The following is a 21,173-nucleotide window of genomic DNA, read 5'->3' as shown; positions in this document are numbered from 1 at the left end:
CCAATTGTGTAAGAGGACTAATCAGCGAGCCTTGTAGCAGCTTCGCGCATGGTATTGAAAGTACCTTTTACATTGATAGCAAACTGCCTGTCAAATTCTTCGTCAGTCGTATCTTTGATTAATTTATAGAGCAGGATCCCTGCATTATTCACCAGCACATCCATTCTTCCATATTGTGCTATTACGGTGTCGAACATTCTTTTTACTTCGTCGGATTTACTTACATCCGCCTGTATGGCCATTGATGCTCCGCCCTGCTCCTGGATAGCCGCCACGGTCTTGTCTGCCGCCTCTTTATTGCCAGCGTAGTTGATCACTACTGTCGCGCCTTCTGCCGCCAGTTTCAGCGCTATGGCCGCGCCAATACCTCTTGATGCACCTGTTACTAAAATAATTTTCCCTGTGAGCGTTTTCATATATCCTTTGTTTTGTGTTTGATAAAACAAAGGTCATACTTTATGCGCACAGAAAAATTACACAGATTAAAGGAAGAGATGTAAAATTCTAAGAAAGGTTATTGCCAGCACTCCCTGTTCTATTCTAACAAGGGTTATCGCAGCACCCCCTGTTCTGTCACCATTTCAAATACTTCGTCCAACTTACCATTGAACCATTCCTGCTCTTCTTCTGTAAATGCACGACAATATTGCATTTCACCCTGCAGAGAGCGGAATTTCTCATCTATAGGGCGGTGACTATAAAAAGCAGATTTACCGGCCTTCAGTTTATCCAGCCACTGTTTAACAGTGGCTGTTTTACTGACTGTTTTCATAACCGATTCCTCAAAATCGAAGCGAAGCACTTCACAAATGCCAGGCTGCAACAAGAGAGCATACTCGTCAGTATTTAATTGTAATATATCATAACCGTCTGGTTGTAACACCATGGGTTTCTGACCTTTGATAAGAAGCTCCATCTGTCCGCTTACTACCTGCTGAACAACAGTTCGGGGCGATTCTTCTGATACCACTACCAATACGGGTTGCTTAATAAAGTATACCAGATGTACCATGGCGAATCCATCTATGTTCCGCTCCTGTAAGAGTACATTTACATAGTTGGATTTGTATAAATAGGGTTTGGCAAACCGGTTAACATGCTTGAAATAGGGTAGAGAGAGAACGTCTTTAACTCTGAAATTTTCTACGGGGTTTACAGCTAATCTAAAATACATGGGTTAAGGTTTAACAGATCTATAGTAAAGTTCTTCCAATCTGCTGAATTGATACAACAGTATGATAAAATCGCATTTTTCCGATACCTTTGTAGTATGGAACACGTGGAAGTATTCAAAGCATTATCCAACAAGGCCAGGCTTCAGATATTACAATGGCTGAAGGACCCGGCAAATAATTTTCCGGCAGAAGGATGCTGCGAAAATGGCGTATGTGTAGGACAAATCCAGCTTAAAATGGGGGTTACACAATCCACTGCCTCTGAGTATTTATCGCTCTTACAGCGAACAGGACTGCTGACCGTGACCAGGCAGGGACAGTGGACATATTACAAAAGAAATGAAGATGCTATTAAAGAATTGGGAAAAATAATTCTGGAAGATCTATAAACAATACGGCCATCCTGAAAGGATGGCCGTATTGTTACCTATTCTCCTGATTTATAATTAATTGAAGAAGGAGGTAATGCCTGCTCCCCACTTCCCCACTGTTTATTTGGCGCAGCACCCATATCCAGCTCCAACACCCCGCCTTTCAATACCTCCTGGTGCGTAAACCAGGGCTTATTCAGCACTTTTCCATCCAGTTTTGCACTTTGAATGTACTTGTTCTCTCCTGAACTCTTAGGTGCATTGATCGTGAATACCTTACCATTTTCCAACTGTATCGTTACCTGCGTAAATACCGGGCTACCAATATTATACTGAGGAATACCCGGGGTTACCGGACAGAATCCCATCATAGAAAACACCACAAAAGCCGTCATACCCCCCCCATCTTCATCTCCGGGAATACCAAACAGGTTGTCTGTATACCAGGTATCCATTAGCATGCGGATGCGTTTCTGTGTCTTCCAGGGCGCTCCCAGGTAATTGTACAGGTAAGGGATGTGGAAACTAGGCTCATTGCCCATTACAAACTGCCCAACCAGCCCCGTTGCATCCGGGAAGGTATACCACAACTGGTATTTGCTTCTGCCCAGTCCTTCACGGAACAGCTGGTCCAGGTTCGCCTCTGCTGCCTTAGGGCCGCCCATCAGACCAAATAATCCTGTCAGGTCATGCTTTACATCCCAATTGTAGGTATATGCATTGTTTTCTGTGAAATAATCACGACCACCCTGACCACCTGAGAATTTAGGGTCAAATGGCTCGATCCAGCTGCCGGCGGAGTCCTTTGGCCACATAAAGCCTTTATCTGCCCGGAATACGTTTTTATAGTTAGCCGCACGCTTTAAAAACAATGGAACATCTTCTTTTTTACCTGCCGGTATAGCCAGTTGAGCGATACACCAGTCATCAAAGCTATTTTCCAATGTCACGGCCACAGATTGTCTGCGCTCAAAACCATGTACTTCACTCACCCACTCTTTCTCTCCCGGTCTGAGGGCAGGCATATAGCCATGTGTATTGTAAAAAGCATCCAGCTCTGTACCCGGGCCATTTCTCCACGGCAGCAGGGTTGCCTCTAAAGCATTCTTTTTTAGTCCTTCATATGCCTTGGCTACATCAAAATTATGTACGCCTTTGAACCACGCATCTGCCATCCACGCGGCGGCATGATTGCCCGTCATACAAGGCATATCGCCGGTTACGACTGCGAACGAAGGCATCCAGCCACTCTGCTCATACATCTGGATATAAGAACTGATCTTATCTGCTTCTGTAGAAGGGTGTAAAAGGGTCTGTAATGGTTCTAATGCGATATAGGTATCCCATAGCCAGTTATCCGCGTAAAAGGGCTTATCTGAGGAATGTACCTGGTGATCGTATGCGCTGTAATACTTACCGTACTCGTTGATATTGATCATACGCTCGTAAGTACGGTACAGAGAGGTATAGAATACCCGTTTCTGTGCAGGCGTACCGCCTTTCACATTGATCTGGCACAATACTTTATCCCAGGCTTTAAATGCCTTATCTTTTACTGCATCGAAGTTCCAGTCAGGGATCTCCTTTTGCAGGTTAATTTTTGCCTGTTCGATGCTTACAAAAGAAACACCGTATTTTACTGCTGTTGCTGCCGGCACTTCTGCCAGCAATATCTTTTGACCTTCTTTATCTAAAGTTTGTACACCTACGATCGGGGTGCTCAGCTCTGCATAAAAGTAAGCTGCCATGCCGTGGAATTGCTCTGTACCGGTGATCACCTGTTTGCCGGTTGCTTCGATAGTGCCTTTACCATTCAAAGGCTGAAAACGGAGATAGTGCTTCTCCTTTCCCTGGAAGTGAAAACGGAAATATCCGCTACGTGCTGCAGGCGTAAATTCTACCTGGTCCGCATCGTCGAGGAAAGTACTGTAATAGTAAGGCGTAGTACGCTCCCTGTCCCATACCCTGGGTGCAAAATAATCGTCGCCTGATATGGGCATCATACCAAAAAGGCTTTCCTGCCTGTGCGATGCAATGGTGAGTGGGAAATCATGAATGCGGTCATCCAGCTGATCTTTGCGGATGGGAAATACCCTCACCATACTATTAGGCAGGTGAACCGTAGGACGGGTGGGTTCCAGTATGATGCCCACACTGCCAATAGTGGGATCTACATAGTTGACATTGCTGGTTGTACTCTGTCCCCGTGCGAATGGGGAGGCAAATAATGCCATACCCAATAGCAGCCTGTTTAGTTGCATATCTTTCGTTTTTTTTGAGAGGACTAAAAATATAAAAAAAATCCGGTCACCCTCATTAAATGAGGACAACCGGAAAAAGGAAATCGGCAAGCTATATTCTTAGTCTTTCAGGTGCAGGTACGCCTTCACCTTGTTATAATCTTTCCAGTCCACAGCTGAACGTGCTGCTGTACCACCTGGGATCAAGACATACCTGTATTGCAGGATGATATTACCATCGTCATCATAACCGGTGCTTACATCGGTATTCGCATCGATTTCAATACCACCGGTCAGGAGAACAGGCATAATATTCACACTGTTATATACACTGAAATATGGCAGTGATACTATAGCCGGATCATCTGCTGTACCCAGATTCGCGTATACCATGACTGTGCCGCTTGCCAGCCAGTCAGCCGTGAGCTGTGGCACTTCAAATCCTGTATACCATATAGAATCACCTGCTGACGTTACATCGCCGGTAAAACCTAAGTTCAGCCATTCTGAATAAATAACATTTGCAGTACCGGAATCTCCCTTTTCACCTTGTGCACCGGTAGCCCCTGTTTCACCCTGTGGGCCTGTAGCACCATCCTTTCCACAGGATGCAAAAGCCAATGTTCCTAATAATACGAATGCATACAAAGTAAACTTTCTCATAGTCGGTTTGAGTTTAATTATTGATTAAGTGTTTTTACCAGATATTTCTTGGGCAGAGGTCCGCGTACCGGTTCCCTATCAGGATACCGACCAGTATTTCGTGCGAACCTTTGCTTGTAAGGTTGAGTGACGAGGTGGTGTAGTCGTAGGCATAGCTGACATTGAAAGTTGCATTTACATTTACACCCAGCATTGCAGCAATACCATCCTGATGGCGATAACTGGCGCCTAACCACACCTTATCCCTGTATTGAAATTTTGTATTTACTTCTACGCCTACGGGCAGTGATGCGATATATTTGATCATCACCGAAGGCAGCATACCGATATCTTCTGTTAGCCAGAAGCGATAACCTCCCGTGACAAACAGATGAGGAGTTGATGCTATATTCTGCATAGATACGCCTGCGAAATATTGACTGGAATACAGGTACAGACCCGCATTTACATCCGGCCGCCATTTGCCCAGCTCTGTACTCCCTGCAATTACGGGATCAGAGGGATCCTGCATATCCAGTTTGGAGGCATCCAGCGATACACGTTGTGCTCCCAGTGAAATACCTGCACTCAGGCTTACACCCGGTGCCAGCCCTATGTGGTGTGCATAAGTAGCGGTAGCAGAAAAACGGTTCAGCGGACCTGTATGATCATCCAGTATTGTCAATCCTGCACCGGCGTGTGTAGGTGGTACGGTATAGGTTTCCCAGTAAGCCCTGCCTCTTGGATTCGCACCTTCAGGATCAAAACCTGTTACTGAAGCCTGTGGGTAATCCGTCTTTCTCAATGGTCCGTGCAGTGTTAAATAGGTCGTAACAGGACTACCATTCACACCTGCCCATTGGTGCCGGTGGCTTGCTTTCAGGTCCCAATAGTTTTCAATACCTGCCACTGCCGGGTTCACAATAAATGTGTTTAGCATATACTGTGTGTAATGCGGCAGCTGTTGTGCATAAGTAGCATAGCAGCAGAGTAGCAGGAGACAGCTGGTCAGGTATATCTTCATATAATTACTGCTTTAGTATCTTCATGAGTTTTACTTCTATAAAATCATCATAGGTTTACTTCTATAAAATCGTCCTATTATTACTGCTTTAGTATCTTCAACTCAATTCTTCTGTTCAGTTGTCTGCCTTCGGGAGTATCATTCGTTGATACCGGCCTTGTATCGCCATATCCCTTATATTGTAAACGGGTTGACGCGATGCCTTTTTTCACCAAATAATCCACAAGGTTCTGCGCACGTTTTTCCGATAATTGTTGATTGTAAGCAGGTGTACCTACATTATCGGTGTGTGCACTAATTTCTATTTCCATGGTTGGATGTGCTGTCAGCACAGCGGCCAGTTCATCGAGTGCAGCGTAAGATTCAGCAGTGATCGTGTATTGGTTGTTTTCGTAGTAAATATGGTTGATTGGAATTGACGTATTGACAGACAAAGAAGATAAAGCAGGTAAAGACGGTGATGAAATAATACTGTCTTTTTTCACAACAGTAATCTTCTTTTCTTTTTGCAGACTAAACATCTGCAGACAGCACTGGGCGGAACGATCAGAACAGAAGATCACATCATCTAATAAGGAAGGGCCTTTGCTCAGGAAATAAATATCATCTTTTACATCATTTACCGGATAGCCGAAATTCAAAGGGGCTTCCCAATCTGCTGGATTGGCCGGATTGGCTGAATTTTCCTGCTTGCCTTTTGCATAATATAAATCATATCCTCCCATTCCCACTCGTCCATTGCTGGCAAATACAAGGGTTTGTTCTTTGGAGAAATAATATGGCGCCTGCTCATCATCTGCCGTATTAATTACTGCTCCTAAATTTTGTACAGCAGTAACACGACCAGCTGCATTTAATGATGCCACATACAAATCATATCCGCCGTACCCTCCTGCCTTATCGCTGGAAAAATACAAGGTATTGCCATCTACAAAAGGCTGCTGTGTATTCGAACCCGGTTTATTCACACTGGTATCCAGTTTCAAAGGCTCGCTCCATGTTCCACCCAGTAAACGGCTATAATATATCGCGGCGGATTTCTTACCGTTATTCACACTCCATTGTGTGAGATACATACCTTGTCCATCGGAGTCGATACTCACTGCACCCTGATGCATTTTAGGCGAACCTGCGATTCTCAATCGTGATACATGACTGGTATCGGGCGCCTGAAAGATTCTGTTGATGCCATTGGGTGTAGCCGTGAATAATAAACTATCACGAAACCATACCGGCGCATAAGTAGCCCCATCGTTATTAATCACGGATGAAAATTTGTTCACATGATAATCCCCAGGATCGCTACGTTGCAATTGCTCTTTTATAAATTTCAGATTACGCAATTCCTTCTCCGCTGCTGCACGATAAGTATCCTTTACACCATACGCCTGTAAAAAATGTTCAAATATGACAGTCGCCGAATCATACTTTGCCAGTGCCCGCAAGCTTACTCCATAGTAATAAGCCGTGAGTGGAAACTGGTTGTTATCATACGTCAGCGCCTGCTGAAAATAAGGCGCTGCCTTAGCAGGATCATTCAGTCTTCTATAACTATCTGCTAACTCATACACTGCCTGCTGCTCACTACCTGCATATTTCACATCTGCCACTTTCCCTGCATAAGGGCTATAGTTCACATTCCGCTGCGTACCACTTGCCAGGTATTTTTCATAATACAGTGTAGCAGAATAATAATCTTCCTGCGCATAATAGCGGGTTGCTGCTTTCAGATAAATTGCTTTATGCTGCGCCATTCCCTGTAAGGAACAAACCATCAGCACCAATATCAATAATTGCTTCATGTCGTGTTGATTATAATCTTGGACAAACAAATGCGCCGGCAGGTGTCTTTACCGTTTTCCTGCCAATGAAGGATAAGGAAATCTCAAAGCTGTTCGCTCCCCTGGTTAGTTTTCCAAGGTCTGAGGAGTTCACATCATAACTCATTCCCAGCATAAAGCTTTTGTAGTTAAAGCCTGCGTATACAGCGAATGCATCTTTAAAACGGTAGTTGGCACCCAGCATGACATCCGTTTCTTCTGTCACAGTGTATTGGCCAAATGCACCTAACATTTTCTCTTTCGCCGTACCTTGTTGCATATACATTACATTCGGTGTAATGGTGAATAAGTCCGACACATAACATCGGATACCACCATGTGCTATATACCGCACAGGTATGCGCGCATCGCTACCTACTGCAAACTGATCCTGCGGACGATTTATATGCGAAGCAGAGAACCCTGCAAAGAGATTGTATTTCTTACCGGGTGTAGCATCGTAATAGAGGAAACCCGCACCCGCATCAAAAGCAATGGCTGAAGTACGCTGGAAGCCATCTACCGTTGTATTCAGGGGACTATACCCTGTGAGCGGATTCCACTGATCCCCGAAATGTAATTTGGCAGGATCAAAACGACGCTGTATAAAACCCATCTGTAATCCAAACACTACGCGATGTTGATCTACCGCGCCAAATGTGACGCCTGTATAAGAAACACTGCCATACCCACTGGTATATTTATATCCACCATCGCCGGCTGCCTGGGTCAGCAAGCTACCACCGTAGTTGATATGTTTTGTCGTCGTGGCATCTGCCGCCACACCGTATGTTTTAAAAGGACTATTCACACTACCCCACTGTGAGCGATAAATACCAGATACCCGGTAATTACCATCAAATATGCCTGTGAGAGCAGGATTCAGAAAAGCAGGATATACATAGTATCCTGAAAAGTGGGGGTCTGACTGCGCCAGCAGCTTTTTACCTGTCAGACTCACTAAGATCAGCATCAGCCATGCTTTGGTAAAAGTTCTCATGATGTCAGGATTTTGGTTGAATACTTTTATTATTTCAGGATCGCTACATAACCTGTTATTGGAGCAAACCCATTCTTTAATCTGATCACATAGTAATAGGTGGCCAGCGGCAATGGTTGCCCATTGTAAGTGCCATCCCACGCAGTGCCGTAGCCTGTAGATTGATATACCAGCTGGCCATAGCGGTTAAATACCTCTATTGAACAACCCGCATAATCACTGAGGTTTGTAATCACCCAGGTATCATTGATATGATCGCCGTTGGGAGAAAATGCATTGGGTACTTTGACTGGCTTCAACACTTTCACTGTCGTTTCATCACTGGCTGTACAACCGCCTTCGCCTTTGGCGGTGAGGGTATACACCACATCTTCTGTGGCAAACAGTGAAGGACGAAGTATATCATCTGCTGATAAGCCATCGGCAGGTGTCCACACAAAACTGAGATTGTCTGCATCATTAGCGGTAGCTTCCAGTACCAATGGTGTACCCTGTGCTACGGTGAAAGAAGGCCCGGCATCTACAACTGGCTGTAAATACACTTTTACGGAATTTGTCGCCGGGTCAGCCGCGCAACCGGCGCTACTGGTGACTACGAGCGTTACATTATAATCACCAGGGCTGGCATATCGTTTTACAGGATGGCGGGAGTCGCTGGTGCTGCCATCGCCAAAGTCCCATGCCCATGCCGAAATCGTACTATTCACGGCAAAGCTTTCATCTGTAAATTCATTGTCCGTACCCTGACACAGCGTATCCGGCGACACCGTAAAGGCAGCTATAGGTTTGTCATAGAACGACCGGAATGTTTGGGTCGTATCATCTACACACCCATATGTAGATGTTGCGACCAGGTTGATCTTATAAGATCCCTTTGCAGCATATACATGTGCAGGAGAGGTCTCTGTACTGGTAGCACCATCGCCAAACGACCAGAGATAATCTTTTGCATTGGAAGATGTATTTGTCAATATCACGCCATCTGGCAGACATACACTCTTTGGCAATTTGAAAGCTGCTACCGGTAGTGGATATACATTTGTAGTTACTTCCCCCGTATCACCTGCACAACCCAGATCACTCACTGCTACCAGCTTCACTACATAAGCACCAGCCGTAGCATAAGTATGTTCAAAGGTGGTATTCCCTGTCTGTGTACTACCATCACCCAGGAACCAGGACCAGCTTACAATGTTGCCTGTAGACTGATCTGACACTGTTACCGGCAATCCTATACACACATCGCCCGCTACTGTAAATGAAGTACGCGGAGCTGGATTCACCGTCACTGTACCTGCAACGGAATCTACACAACCACCATCGGAAGTAAACACATACCAGATAGTGTGCGAACCAGCTCCTGCCACTGAAGGTTGAAAATTGCCAGCGGCATCAGTAGCCAGCCCCCGGTAGACACCAGTACCGGTTACGCCATTTGTAACTCCGGCAAGCGCAATTGAAATTGGGGTCTTTGCGCTTTCACAAACAGCTGGTATAGCAGCGTACGTGAGCATTGGCTTCAAATTGAAAGTCGCCTTTACCAACGTATCCGCTGTACAACCATTTGCGGTCGTTACACTGTGCCGGATATTGTAGGAACCATAGTAAGTATAGGAATGAACAGGATCAGCGTCTGTGGCAGTAGTGCCATCTCCAAAATCCCAGGTATACCCTGTCAGCGCCTGTGCGTCTGTAGTGGTAGCCGTACTGGTAAACTGTACCTGACCACCTGCTGGCATACAATTGAGCGGATATGTAAAAGAAGGGGCCGGATTGTCAAATACCTGGATCGTCTTCTTTACTGTATCGCTTATACACACAGCACTTACCTTCGCTACCATTTTCACGGTATAAATACCGGCGCTGTCATAAGTAGCTGTGTTTTTCACATTGCCATAATCCCAAAATAATGATGATATACCCGATGTACCACTATAGGTAGAATTGTCTGTGAATGTTGCGCTATTGCCTTCGCAGGGTAAAGGAAAATTAGAAGTATAATCTGCTACTGGTTTAGCAAAACTCCTGATGGTAATACTGGTATCGCCTACACAACCTTCCTGTGAAATGACTTTTAGTTGTACAGCCTGATCGCCGGCTCCCAACATATGATTCACGGTCTTACCGGAATCAGCAGAATCGCCAAATGTCCACAGCCATTTTTGAATTGCATATCCATTCCCTGTATCTTCTCCACTAAAATGAATGGTATCCAACACACAATCAGATACACGATTATAAGTTGCTACTGCATAAGGTCTCTCTTTTACTGTTACAGAAAAATTCACTTCTTCTATGTTATTACAGTTCTCAATATGGGGTGCAGTTGATATCACTGTCACATCATACACACCCGCTGCCGGAAATTGTGTAACAGTACCCAGTGAATAATGATAATAAGTAACACCTTTTAGCAGCAACATCGAATCTGCCACCGGTGCATTGTTTGTCACATCAGTACCTCCAAACGAACTTAGTTGCCATACCAGTTTAGTGGGTTGATAGGTGAGCAGCACAGACAATTTCACGGGTGTATTCACACAGGTAAATTCACTCACACCTTTGCTGGTATCAAATTGGTTTTTGATTTGTCCGATTGCATTCAGGTTGTTGATAAAAGTACCGGCATTGTAACCATAACTTTCAAAATCTCCTACCCCATAGGTCACTGCTGTAAATCCTGAATCGCAGGATACACTACACTGTGCTTTTTGAGCATTCCAGCTCTTCACGACTACGGTATATCCGGGTTTATTAGGATGTGCATAAGTAGCGTTGAAAGTAGTACCCCCATCAATCTTCAACGAATTCATTCCACTATCGGGCACTACCAGCGTCAAATGATTGGTTTCAATTCCTTCTTCGGTGTTACGGTAAAAGCCCACTTTTTTAGTTGCCTGCTCTATTGGGCTCAGGTAAATCATTTCAGGGTCACCGGGACCATTGGTGGCAGGACATGCATTTTTAGATGCCATGAACTGTGCCATCATCACCGGCTTATCTGCTTCAATATAATCGGCTGTATTGCTTTCGAACTGATAGGTGTTATTGACAGTCATACCTGTAAGCACCATGCCATTTCGCTTTACAACCGTAGCAGGATCCTTCACCAGTACTTTGTAAATGTTTGTCTGGTAAGCAGTAGCCGACCTGCCTGAAAGTGGCGCTGTCAAATATTTTTTACCCCATGCCTGGTAAGGAAATACCTGTTGAATAATGTTGTCCCCACTGCCAGGTGTATAACCGGAACAACCAATATAGGTACGACTGCTGCCTGAGAATACGCCAATGGGAAAACACTTTCCATCCGAATTACCGATCGAGCGTGCGGTAGAACCAGTCAGGTCCTCTCCTTTCCCACTCCCTAACGAAGCGCCTATCAGCTGGTAAATATCTCCTTTCTGTAATGTCACCGTAAAAGGCACATTCGCGGCATGACCAGACCGGGTAGACCGGGAAGGGACAATCTCCACCACTGTATTATTTTCCTTTGCAACGACATACATCCAGGAAAAACAGTTGTCTGCAAATTGCTGCTCACTGTTCAGTGAGATATAAGAATACCCCCATGTCACGATCGGCATCAGCATGGTAGCGCCTGAGGACTGACTACCATAAATATGTGCATATGCGACAATCGGTACATTACTTTCAATGTGAATGGACTTGTTATTAAATACCTGCTCCCCGCCCATACCTCCATAAGATGGTGGTAACGACACCAGCCTGGCATCGTACGTACCTACCTTTGGAATGGTCTCTGTCGCTACTACTGTATTCGCCGGTATAGTGTAGGTACGCGTCCAGGCAGTGCCATAGATGCTGACTGTCACGGTAGCCGCTTCTTCCGCACTCAGGTAGATCACCATATCCTGAGAGTTGGACATGCCAGGCTCCATGAACTGGTGGTGACCATATCCTACCCAGAACTCCTTCCCTTTGTTGGAAAGGCCCTGGGCAGCCGCCTGCAGCGAACACAGTAGTAGTAGAACAGGTATATATCTCATAATGGTTATCTGATCAGGTTAATAACTCCTTTCTTTTCCACCGTGCTGCCATCTATCAGGTGCATTCTGCACACATACATGTACACGCCTGATGGCTGTGGTTTGCCGTTGTAATTACCATCCCATCCACGCTGCTGGTCATCGGTTTCGAACAGCTTCTCACCCCACTGGTCAAAGATCATCAGGTGCATATCGTGAATGATGGCGCCATATACTTTCAGTACATCATTAACTGCATCTCCATTTGGTGTGAAGGCGTTTGGTATATAGATACCGTCTACCAATGTGGAACCTGTCACCGCATTGCCTTCTACGGTTTCACAACCCAGTGCCCTTACATGCAGGGTAACTTCCTGCGATGGCTGCAGACCGGTGATGGTATGAGACAATGTACCGGTAGGGATGATCCAGTTCAGACCGTCGGTAGATACTTCATAGCCGGTGGCATTGGGTACTGCCGCCCATGAGAAGCGCAGTACGCTCACACCAGCTGAATCCACCATGGCTATCGGTGCTGTCAGTTGTGGTAATACAGTCAGTACGGCTTTGGTACGGGTGGTATTGTAACAACCATCTTTAATTGTTTCGAGATAATACACAGCGGATGCCTGTGCATTGGAAATTGTCAATGTGCTACCTGTATAAATCAGGGTGCCTGCTGCATCGTACCAGTTATACACCACATCTGCTGCAGGACTTTGTACAGCGAAAGATTCATTTGTACCGATACAGGTGGCCAGTGAATCTTTTACAAGGATCGCTGCTGCAGGGCCTTTTACTTCGATGGTTGCAGCCGTATCGGCCACACAACCATCTACAGCAATGAGCTGTAAAGTAGCTGTATAGTCTCCGCCGGCGGTGTACTGGTATTGCGGGCTTTGTATGCTATCAACTGCACCGTTACCAAAGTTCCATTGCCACTTTCTGATCGCTACACCATTGCTGGTAACACCATTGCCTGTGAAGTGAACCGTATCGCTCACACAACCATTGAAGTCGTAAGTGAAGGATACATTTGGTGCGGCTATTACTGTCGCCGGGATATAGTCGATCTTATTATTATCACAACCTTCAAAGCTTACATCGTTCATAATGACAGGTATATAATACATACCTGATTTGCTGATGGTAAACTGCTGATCAGGTACAAACGTGTAGTACTTGCGGCCATTGGCAGTGAAGGAGTCCACTGGTACAGGGTTCTGTTGTACGATATCGGCAGCTGGTGTGATATAGCGCACCTGGCTCACCTGCCATGTAATCTGTTGCGGGCGGGTCGTTGATGTAAAGGATATAAGAAACGGTGTATTCGGACAAGTGTAGGCACTGGTCTGTGTAGTATCGCCATATACATTTGTAATACCAGCACGGGTGTTCAATACCTTTACCAGTGTACCTGCATTGTAACCATAGCTTTCATCATCACCCAAACCATATGTGATACCTGTGAATGCGGAGTCGCTGGATGCAAGCGCTTGTGCTTTACCGGCTTCCCATCTTTTTACCACAACGGTATAACCGCTCAGATTAGGATGTTTATAAGTATAATCAAAGTTGCCGGTGCCATCTATCTTCAGGCTCTTCACCCCATTATCAGGAATGACAAGCGTGAGGTAGTTGCTCATTATTTCAGTCTCGGTATTGCGGTAAAAACCGACCTGTTTAATACCCTGTTCGATCGGACTGAGGTAAATCATTTCAGGATCACCATAACCAGCTGTGTTAGAGCAGTATCTTCTGGATGCCATGTATTCTGCTACCATTACCGGTTGGTTTGCTTCGATATAATCTGCTGTGAGGCTCGTATATTGGTAGTAACGACCATTGATCAGGCCTGTCAGTTGTTTGCCATTTAACTTTACGACTGTTGCAGGATCTTTTACCAGCACACGATATACGTTCTGCATCAACACTGTTGCATCATCATCAGTAGAAGTTGGTGCTGTGAGATAACGCTTGCCCCATGCCTGTGAAGGGAAACACTGTTGTATGAAGTTATCCCCATTACCACCCGTACCATCTGCACTACAACCTACGCTCGCACGGCTGCTACCGGAGAACACTGCTATTGGATAACACTTACCCTGGCTATTGGATACTGAGCGGATACGTGTACCTGTCAGGTCAAAACCATTCTGTCCGTTGATCATTGCACCCATAAGCTGTAATACCTGACCACGGCCCAGTGTGACTGTGAATGGTACATTTGCCGGATGTCCGGACCAGGTAGGCGCAGAAGGTGTGATCTCTACGACAGTGTTTGGCTGGTCAGCTACTACATTCAGCCAGGAATGACTGTACATGTCGTAGTGTTGCGTATAGTTGAGCGACAGGTATTCGTAACCATAGGTACCTACAGGCAATAACATGGTTGCACCGGAATTGCTGCCATCGTATATATGTGCATAAGCTACCACCGGTACGTCACTTTCTATGCAGATGCCCCTGTCGTAAATGCCTTCTGTCAACAAACGGGCATCGTCCAGACCTGATTTCGGAATAGGATCTGTCGCTACCACAGCGTGAGCGGTGAGGCTATAATGTTTTACAAATGAAGTTCCATTGACCCGGAGGGTTACATTCGCAGCCTGGTCAGCACTGAGATAAATCACCATGTCCTGGCTATTCACACTTTCAAAATCCCAGTTATGTCCATAGCCTACCCAAAAGCGGGTACCCATGTTAGAACTGTCTGCAGCAGGGAGTAATACAGGTACGACAGCATCTGTACTATCTACAAGGCCAGTGAATTTATCAATGTAGTGCAGGTCATGTGCTGCGATATAGTTCTCCTGATCATGTACGAAACTGGTATCGCCACTGCTGATCCACTTACCTGCTGCATTGGTGCGACCCAGTTTGAGCAGGGATTGGTTTCTCACCGTTCCCTGCCATGGGTCCATGTAGTGTTGCTTTAAGTCGTAGGTATAAAGAGCGCTTTGCGAAGATTCTATTTTGGTGTAGAAATACATATACTCTGCATCTGCTGGCAGATTGGGAGGTATGGTACCTGTATATCTCCTCATGGTCACAGCAGATGGAGCCGCTGCACTGGCATTCCAGGTTACATGAGCGACTGTATCAGACCCCATCATGAATACCTGTGTACCACCTACGGCAGGAGTAGCAGGAATCGCAGTGAGGGCTGCTGGTTCACTGGTGGGTGTGAATTCGAAAGCACCCAGATCAGGCACACCAGTTGCAAAAGTTTCTGCACGGGCGCTGTCATTGAAGTCATGGTTATTGCCCAATACCTGTACACCACGGCCCTGCAATGCCCATACATCTGCATTGGCTACATTTGGATGCAGGTCTGTATTGCTGACGAATGCCGGTTTGTACACAAGTGAATGTTCATCCAGACCGGAAGCGCTCATCCAGGCAGGCAGCGTATTATAGTTTACACCTGCTGTGGTGGCGAGTACAGAACCTGTTGAATACAGCAGGTTGTAGTCAATGTTTTCGTTGTCTTTATCTGATACCGTCAGGGCTACATTGCCACCTCCATGATAGAAGATATTGTTATACCCAACGGTTCTGCTGTTATCATCATGCGCCATGTAAGCCGCAGCATTGGCGGTACCTGTAGCTGTTGAGAAGTTGGCAATTGTATTATTGTAGTAGCTGCTATTCTCATCACCTTTTACATACAAACCATATACGGTTGCATTGGTGGTATTGATGCTGACCACGTTATTCAGCAGGTTAGTAAAGTCACCATAGCCTTTATAAATGCCATACAGACTACCTGTATTACCAGTACCGGCGATGATGGTATTGGCTTCTATGGTATTCGGGTTGGCACTGTTTGCAAAGCAATAGTAGATATACATACCGTACACACCTGCGGAGGTATTATTGATCGTAACGGTATTGTGAGATATTACACAACCCGTATCTGCATAGCGCAGGTAGATGCCATAAGGTTTGCTATACAATGTACCTGTAAAGTCAATGGTATTCTTCTTTGCCTGCACACTGTCCATATAGTAGAATACCAGTCCATACCTGTATACACCACTGATCTTATTGCTATCCACAACATAGCCATGCAGCATATCTCTTTCACCATAACCATTCAGGTATACACCATTTGTACCATTCTGAATGGTATTGCCTTTGATCACATTATGATGACCTCTGAAGGAATTACCATATACACCTGAGGTAGTGGTACCGGAGGAGGTAGTAGCCGGCATGGTGATCTTACAATTCAGGATGCTATCATAAGAAGCGGTACCTGTGAAGACAACACCATTTCCATAGTTCTTATTACCTGGCTGAATGGTCAAACCATTAAAGGTGATATAGCTTGCACTATCCAGCTTTACCACATAGTTATCATCGTCATTGGCGGCAGTATAGGTAAGTATCGTACCTGTTTCTCCATAGAAGCTAATACGGCTGTCAGGCCCTGCACCCGGTACCGGATGCATATACATCTGCTCATTATAAGTAGCAGGTGATGCGTGGAAATTGACAGGACCATCTATACCACATTCCAATGCTGCCACTGCACTGCTGAATGTCTGGAAGTTTGTCGCGCTGACAGGTGCGGCAGGATTGATGGTATAATCACCGGCAGCAAATGCGGCATTCATATTTACATTGGCAACTGTGGAATAAGCGGTATCACCACCACATGCTACTGCACAACGGAAGTAGTTTTCGAATGTCAATTTCGTTTGTAATTCCGCTACATACAATGGGTTCCCGATATTCGTCCATGGGCCGGCAGCTGTTTTCGCCATCTGCCATTGGAAGGTTTGGGTACCACCGGTGGAATTACCTGTCAGGCTCAGTTTGATAGAATCACCCAAACAAATGCTGGCAGCAGGATCTACCACTGCTGTACCGGCCAATGGTGGCGCTGTACAGGCAGGTATTGTGATTTCATAGGCACCGATATCAGGGGTGTTGATATTCCTGGGCTTACCTGATATATCGGTAGTGACACCTACTGATGCACCTGCATTATCAAACGGAGAGATGATAGGTGTAAGATTGCCACCAGCCAGATCAGCATAGACAGGATCAATATTGATGGATTTTGCATCCTGACCGCTCACCGCCTGCCAATCTGCAAATGTAGCCACACCGTTATTGGAATAGTAACCAATGAAGGCATTGGCACCACTTACGAAATAGTTATTATTGTTGATCACAAATTGACTGGTACTATTCCCTAAATACATTGCATACTTCTCTCCGGTACCTGTTCCTTTTATTGAAATGCTATTGTTCAGCATCTGTACATTGGATACGTCTCCTACATGGTTAAAGCCATACAGGCTGCCATTGTTAGTAGTAGAGAAATCCACCGTATTGTGATAGTAGTTTACATTGTCTGAAAAAGCGTTACTGAACGCAGTCGCAATACCTTCACCATTTATACCATACACCACATTGTTGCTCACTGTAGAGACGCCACCTGTAGTATTGTCCCTGTTATCGTTCAGTTCTACGGCTGTAAAACCGGCGCCACTGGTCAGGTCATTCCCGAATGGATTGGTGAACACGTTGCCATTGATGACCATGCGGCTTTGCCCGCCGGCACTGATACCCACAAAGTAGATCTGGTAATTAGAGTTAGGGCGGGAGAAACGGTTGCCGGAAATCGTTGTCTGGTCAGTATTCATCGTCATTACACCATAACTATAAAAGTCTTTGATGTCATTATTCACAATCCTGTTATTAAAAGACAAGCCCTTATCTGCCATTACCTGTATACCTCTCACCCCACCGGCAATAACACAACGCTCTACCAGGTTACCATCTGCAAATGAGCCGGGATATTCACCCCATTCTTCTCCCCCGTTATTGATCACCACACCGATGAAATCAGTACCATTCAGCGGTTCTGCAATTACAATGTTACATCTGCGAATCACGTTGCTGTCAGCATCATGTATCAACTGTACACCATATCCATATGCACCACTTCCTGTAGCATCTACTGTCAGGCTATCCAGGATCACATGGTCAGTGCCATCAAGCATGATCACACCTCTTGCAGTCGTCACATCGGAAGAGTAATGGATAGTATTTCCATTTCCATTGAAAGTAACAGTATTCAAAGCAGATGTTCCCCTGATAGCTTCCAGGTGCAACTGCTCTTCGTAAGGACCAGATCCAGCTACGACATTGAACACTACAGGACCTGTGATACCGCAACTCAACGCATCGGCAGCTGTAGCAAAACTGGTGAAGTTGGTCGCACTTGCAGGTGCACCTTTATTAATCGTATAGGTATTTGGCGCCATAGCAGGGTTCACCGTCAGCAATAGCGGTGTGGAATACGATGTACTGCCACTACAGGTCACTGCCACGCGATAGTATAAAGAAGTGGATGAAGTAATGATGGTATCAGGCGCTGGCAGCGCTGCTCCCAGGTTGGTAAAAGGCCCTGCTATATCCGTAGCCGTTTGCCACTGGTATGTTTGTCCACTACCCACAGAGTTGCCGGAAAGAGACAAGACCACATTCGTATTCACACATACCGGGTTTTTCCCTGATATAGTAGTACCAGCAGTTGGAGGTACTGTACACACAGGCGCCGTATATTCATATGCACCTAAGTCCGGTGTAGTATGACTACGTGCGGCGCCTGTGATGTCCAGATCAATAGATACATATTCACCCAGGTCATCCATGACACTGCTCCTTGGCAGGAAATTGCCGGTAGCAGGATCTGCAAATACGGGGTTAGTAGATACAGATGCTTTGTCCAGACCGGATGCCACCTGCCATGCAGCAAGGGTAGCGGCCTTATACCCTATGAATGCTGTCTGTACACCGGGTGCTATAAAATAGTTATTCCTGTCTGCATCCAGGTAGGCCGGATCGGACAGGGAGTACATACAATATTTATTGCCCACACCAGTTCTGGAAACCACGACCACATTGTATTTAAAGATATTTGCTGCGGAAGCCGCATCCATGTTCACGCCATAGGTACCAGCAGTACCCGCAGGCATATTTCCATCCATCACAATGGTATTATTGTAGAACCAGGTATTGTTTGTATTCTGGATCTGCATACCCGTATTCTCGCCACGGCCATTCATATTATAGACCAGGTTATTCTCAATTCTATTCTCCAAACCAGTGAGGCTGCTTACCCCCTGACAATTGATGGCAATCGCATTATTCAGACTGGTGAGGTCAGCACCAAATGGATTGCTGATGATATTGCGGGCGATAGAAGCCTGTGTATTCAGATTGGCCAGATCGATCGCATAATAAAACTGTTGAGAATTAGTACGTGCAGGGCGGCTGATTTGATTACCCACTACCTGCAACTTATTGGTATATTGGGCACTGATGCCGCCTAACCAGCCATCTAACAGCTGGTTATTGATGATCTTATTATTCCCGGCTGCATCAGTTACATTGCCACGAATAGCGATATTGTAAATACCTCCTGTAATGGTATTGCCGGTAATGGTATTGTAATCACATCTGGAATTATCTGTATCGTAAAATCCACCGCCATTGATCACAATACCCGCAAAGTAATAAGATTCAGATTGTGGACCATTGGAGATTGTACAGTTGGAGATCGTATTATAATCCGCATCATTCGTCAGTTGCACACAATACCCATATCCTGAATTGGAAGCGCTAATGGCGGTGATCTGAAGGTTATTGATCGTAATATAGTCCGCTCCGTTCAGACCGATTGTATACAGCTTATCATAATCGGAACTCACATAATCAAGGGTATTGCCATTCCCATTGATGGTGACTGTATTTGTAGCAGAGGTACCGGCAATAGGATTGATAGTTACCTGTTCATTGTAGGGACCGGAACCTGTCACCACATCAAATACCACAGGTCCGCTAATACCACATTTCAAATAGTCAATCGCTGCGGCAAAGGTCTGGAAGTTAGTACCACCGGTAGCCTGTGCACTATTGATGGTAAAATTGCCCTGCGGCAGTACAGGCGATAATACCTGTACGCCTGCAGTAGCTGATGCAAGACCAGAACTACTACAGGTCACTACACAACGATACCAGCTGTCAGCTGTCTGGGTCACGGTCGCAACGGGGCTGGTAGCACCGCTGATATTGGTCCATGTACTATTGTTTGTTGAAGATTGCCATTGGTAAGTAAGGCTGGAAGCGACTGAAAAGCCACTCAATCGCAGACCTACTGTTCTGGCCAAACATAAATTCGTCACATCGGTAGTGACAGTACCTGCTACTGGTGCACCTGTACAGGCAGGTGCCGCTGTATATGCAAATACGATATTCGGTCTGTAAGTCAGTGTTCCATAAGCGGTGGTATTCGTAATACCACACGCTGTTCCACTGGTATTATCTTTATAAGTATGTTGGCCATTAAAGCTCACAGCAGAGTAAGCCAGGGCCGCATTCTTACTGCTCTTGGCAGCACCGGCTTCCCCACTGCAAATTTCTATAATGATGTTATCCACCCCATTCCAGTTGAATGGTGAGGAAAAGGTGAAGAGGTTTGTACCTACTACAGGTTGATAGTTGGCCGGGCCGTATACATTGGTTGTACCGCTTTCCCAGCTATTAGTGGCCAGTGTGGCGGTGGTCGTGCTGCCAATACTGATGGCATAGCCTTCCAGCACCCCCACAGTGCGCAGGTCAAGAACATTAAAGCTCAATGCACTGATAGCTCCGGGTCCCATACCTGCCGCTTTCAGCTCGGCAGCTGTATACAGGTATTGTGCCCTGGTACGGTTTCCATAGTCCTGTAATGGACAGGGATACCCCGTCTCACTATTCGTGGCGGTACCCGTACCAATACTAATATTTGTCTGGGCAACTGCCTTGTGCAGTCCCATCAGCAACAATACTATCAAACAGGTTAAAGTAGTATACCTTCTCATCATCTTTGGAGAATTTTCGGAAATGAATGA

10 protein-coding genes are annotated in these 21,173 nt (G+C 45.7%); 1 reads left to right on the top strand and 9 read right to left on the bottom strand.

What is annotated here, in order from left to right; all coding sequences use genetic code 11:
* Positions 1-17 precede the first annotated feature (17 nt).
* Together BW716_RS16320 and BW716_RS16315 are read right to left on the bottom strand one after the other, a co-directional pair.
* Positions 18-416, bottom strand: a complete 399-nt coding sequence (locus BW716_RS16320) for an SDR family NAD(P)-dependent oxidoreductase (RefSeq protein ID WP_083723772.1) — start codon at positions 414-416, stop codon at positions 18-20.
* Positions 417-550: 134 nt separating this feature from the next.
* The gene (locus BW716_RS16315; protein WP_083723774.1) at positions 551-1,174 is read right to left on the bottom strand and encodes a hypothetical protein; all 624 of its coding nucleotides are present in this window, start codon (positions 1,172-1,174) and stop codon (positions 551-553) included.
* 96 nt (positions 1,175-1,270) lie between these two features.
* Between BW716_RS16315 and BW716_RS16310 the strand changes: the two genes are divergently transcribed.
* Complete coding sequence (locus tag BW716_RS16310) at positions 1,271-1,564, top strand: helix-turn-helix transcriptional regulator (RefSeq protein ID WP_083723776.1); 294 nt, start codon at positions 1,271-1,273, stop codon at positions 1,562-1,564.
* A 38-nt stretch (positions 1,565-1,602) separates the two neighbouring features.
* On the opposite strand, the gene BW716_RS16305 is transcribed toward BW716_RS16310, so the two are convergent.
* The 7 genes from BW716_RS16305 to BW716_RS16275 all read right to left on the bottom strand — a co-directional run bounded on the left by BW716_RS16305 (position 1,603) and on the right by BW716_RS16275 (position 21,146).
* Positions 1,603-3,807: a GH92 family glycosyl hydrolase gene (locus BW716_RS16305; protein WP_083723778.1), complete on the bottom strand. Its 2,205-nt coding sequence runs from the start codon at positions 3,805-3,807 to the stop codon at positions 1,603-1,605.
* Between the two features lie 99 nt (positions 3,808-3,906).
* Positions 3,907-4,449, bottom strand: a complete 543-nt coding sequence (locus BW716_RS16300) for a collagen-like protein (protein ID WP_083723780.1) — start codon at positions 4,447-4,449, stop codon at positions 3,907-3,909.
* A gap of 34 nt (positions 4,450-4,483) precedes the next feature.
* A complete protein-coding gene (locus BW716_RS16295; protein WP_083723782.1) occupies positions 4,484-5,452 on the bottom strand; it encodes a type IX secretion system membrane protein PorP/SprF in 969 nt (322 codons plus the stop codon).
* Positions 5,453-5,532: 80 nt separating this feature from the next.
* Complete coding sequence (locus BW716_RS16290; RefSeq protein ID WP_083723784.1) at positions 5,533-7,254, bottom strand: OmpA family protein; 1,722 nt, start codon at positions 7,252-7,254, stop codon at positions 5,533-5,535.
* A gap of 10 nt (positions 7,255-7,264) precedes the next feature.
* Positions 7,265-8,272, bottom strand: a complete 1,008-nt coding sequence (locus BW716_RS16285) for a PorP/SprF family type IX secretion system membrane protein (protein ID WP_083723786.1) — start codon at positions 8,270-8,272, stop codon at positions 7,265-7,267.
* A gap of 29 nt (positions 8,273-8,301) precedes the next feature.
* Positions 8,302-12,279 carry a PKD domain-containing protein gene (locus tag BW716_RS16280; RefSeq protein WP_083723788.1) on the bottom strand — a complete coding sequence of 1,326 codons (3,978 nt, stop codon included), beginning with the start codon at positions 12,277-12,279 and terminating at the stop codon, positions 8,302-8,304.
* A gap of 5 nt (positions 12,280-12,284) precedes the next feature.
* The gene (locus tag BW716_RS16275) at positions 12,285-21,146 is read right to left on the bottom strand and encodes a gliding motility-associated C-terminal domain-containing protein (RefSeq protein ID WP_143708874.1); all 8,862 of its coding nucleotides are present in this window, start codon (positions 21,144-21,146) and stop codon (positions 12,285-12,287) included.
* Between the last annotated feature and the right edge of the window lie 27 nt (positions 21,147-21,173).

It is taken from the genome of [Flexibacter] sp. ATCC 35208 (assembly GCF_001975825.1).
In the GTDB taxonomy this organism is placed as follows: Bacteria; Bacteroidota; Bacteroidia; order Chitinophagales; family Chitinophagaceae; genus Chitinophaga.
Note: the sequence above shows the minus strand (reverse complement) of the source record. Positions and strands in the feature narration are given on the sequence as shown.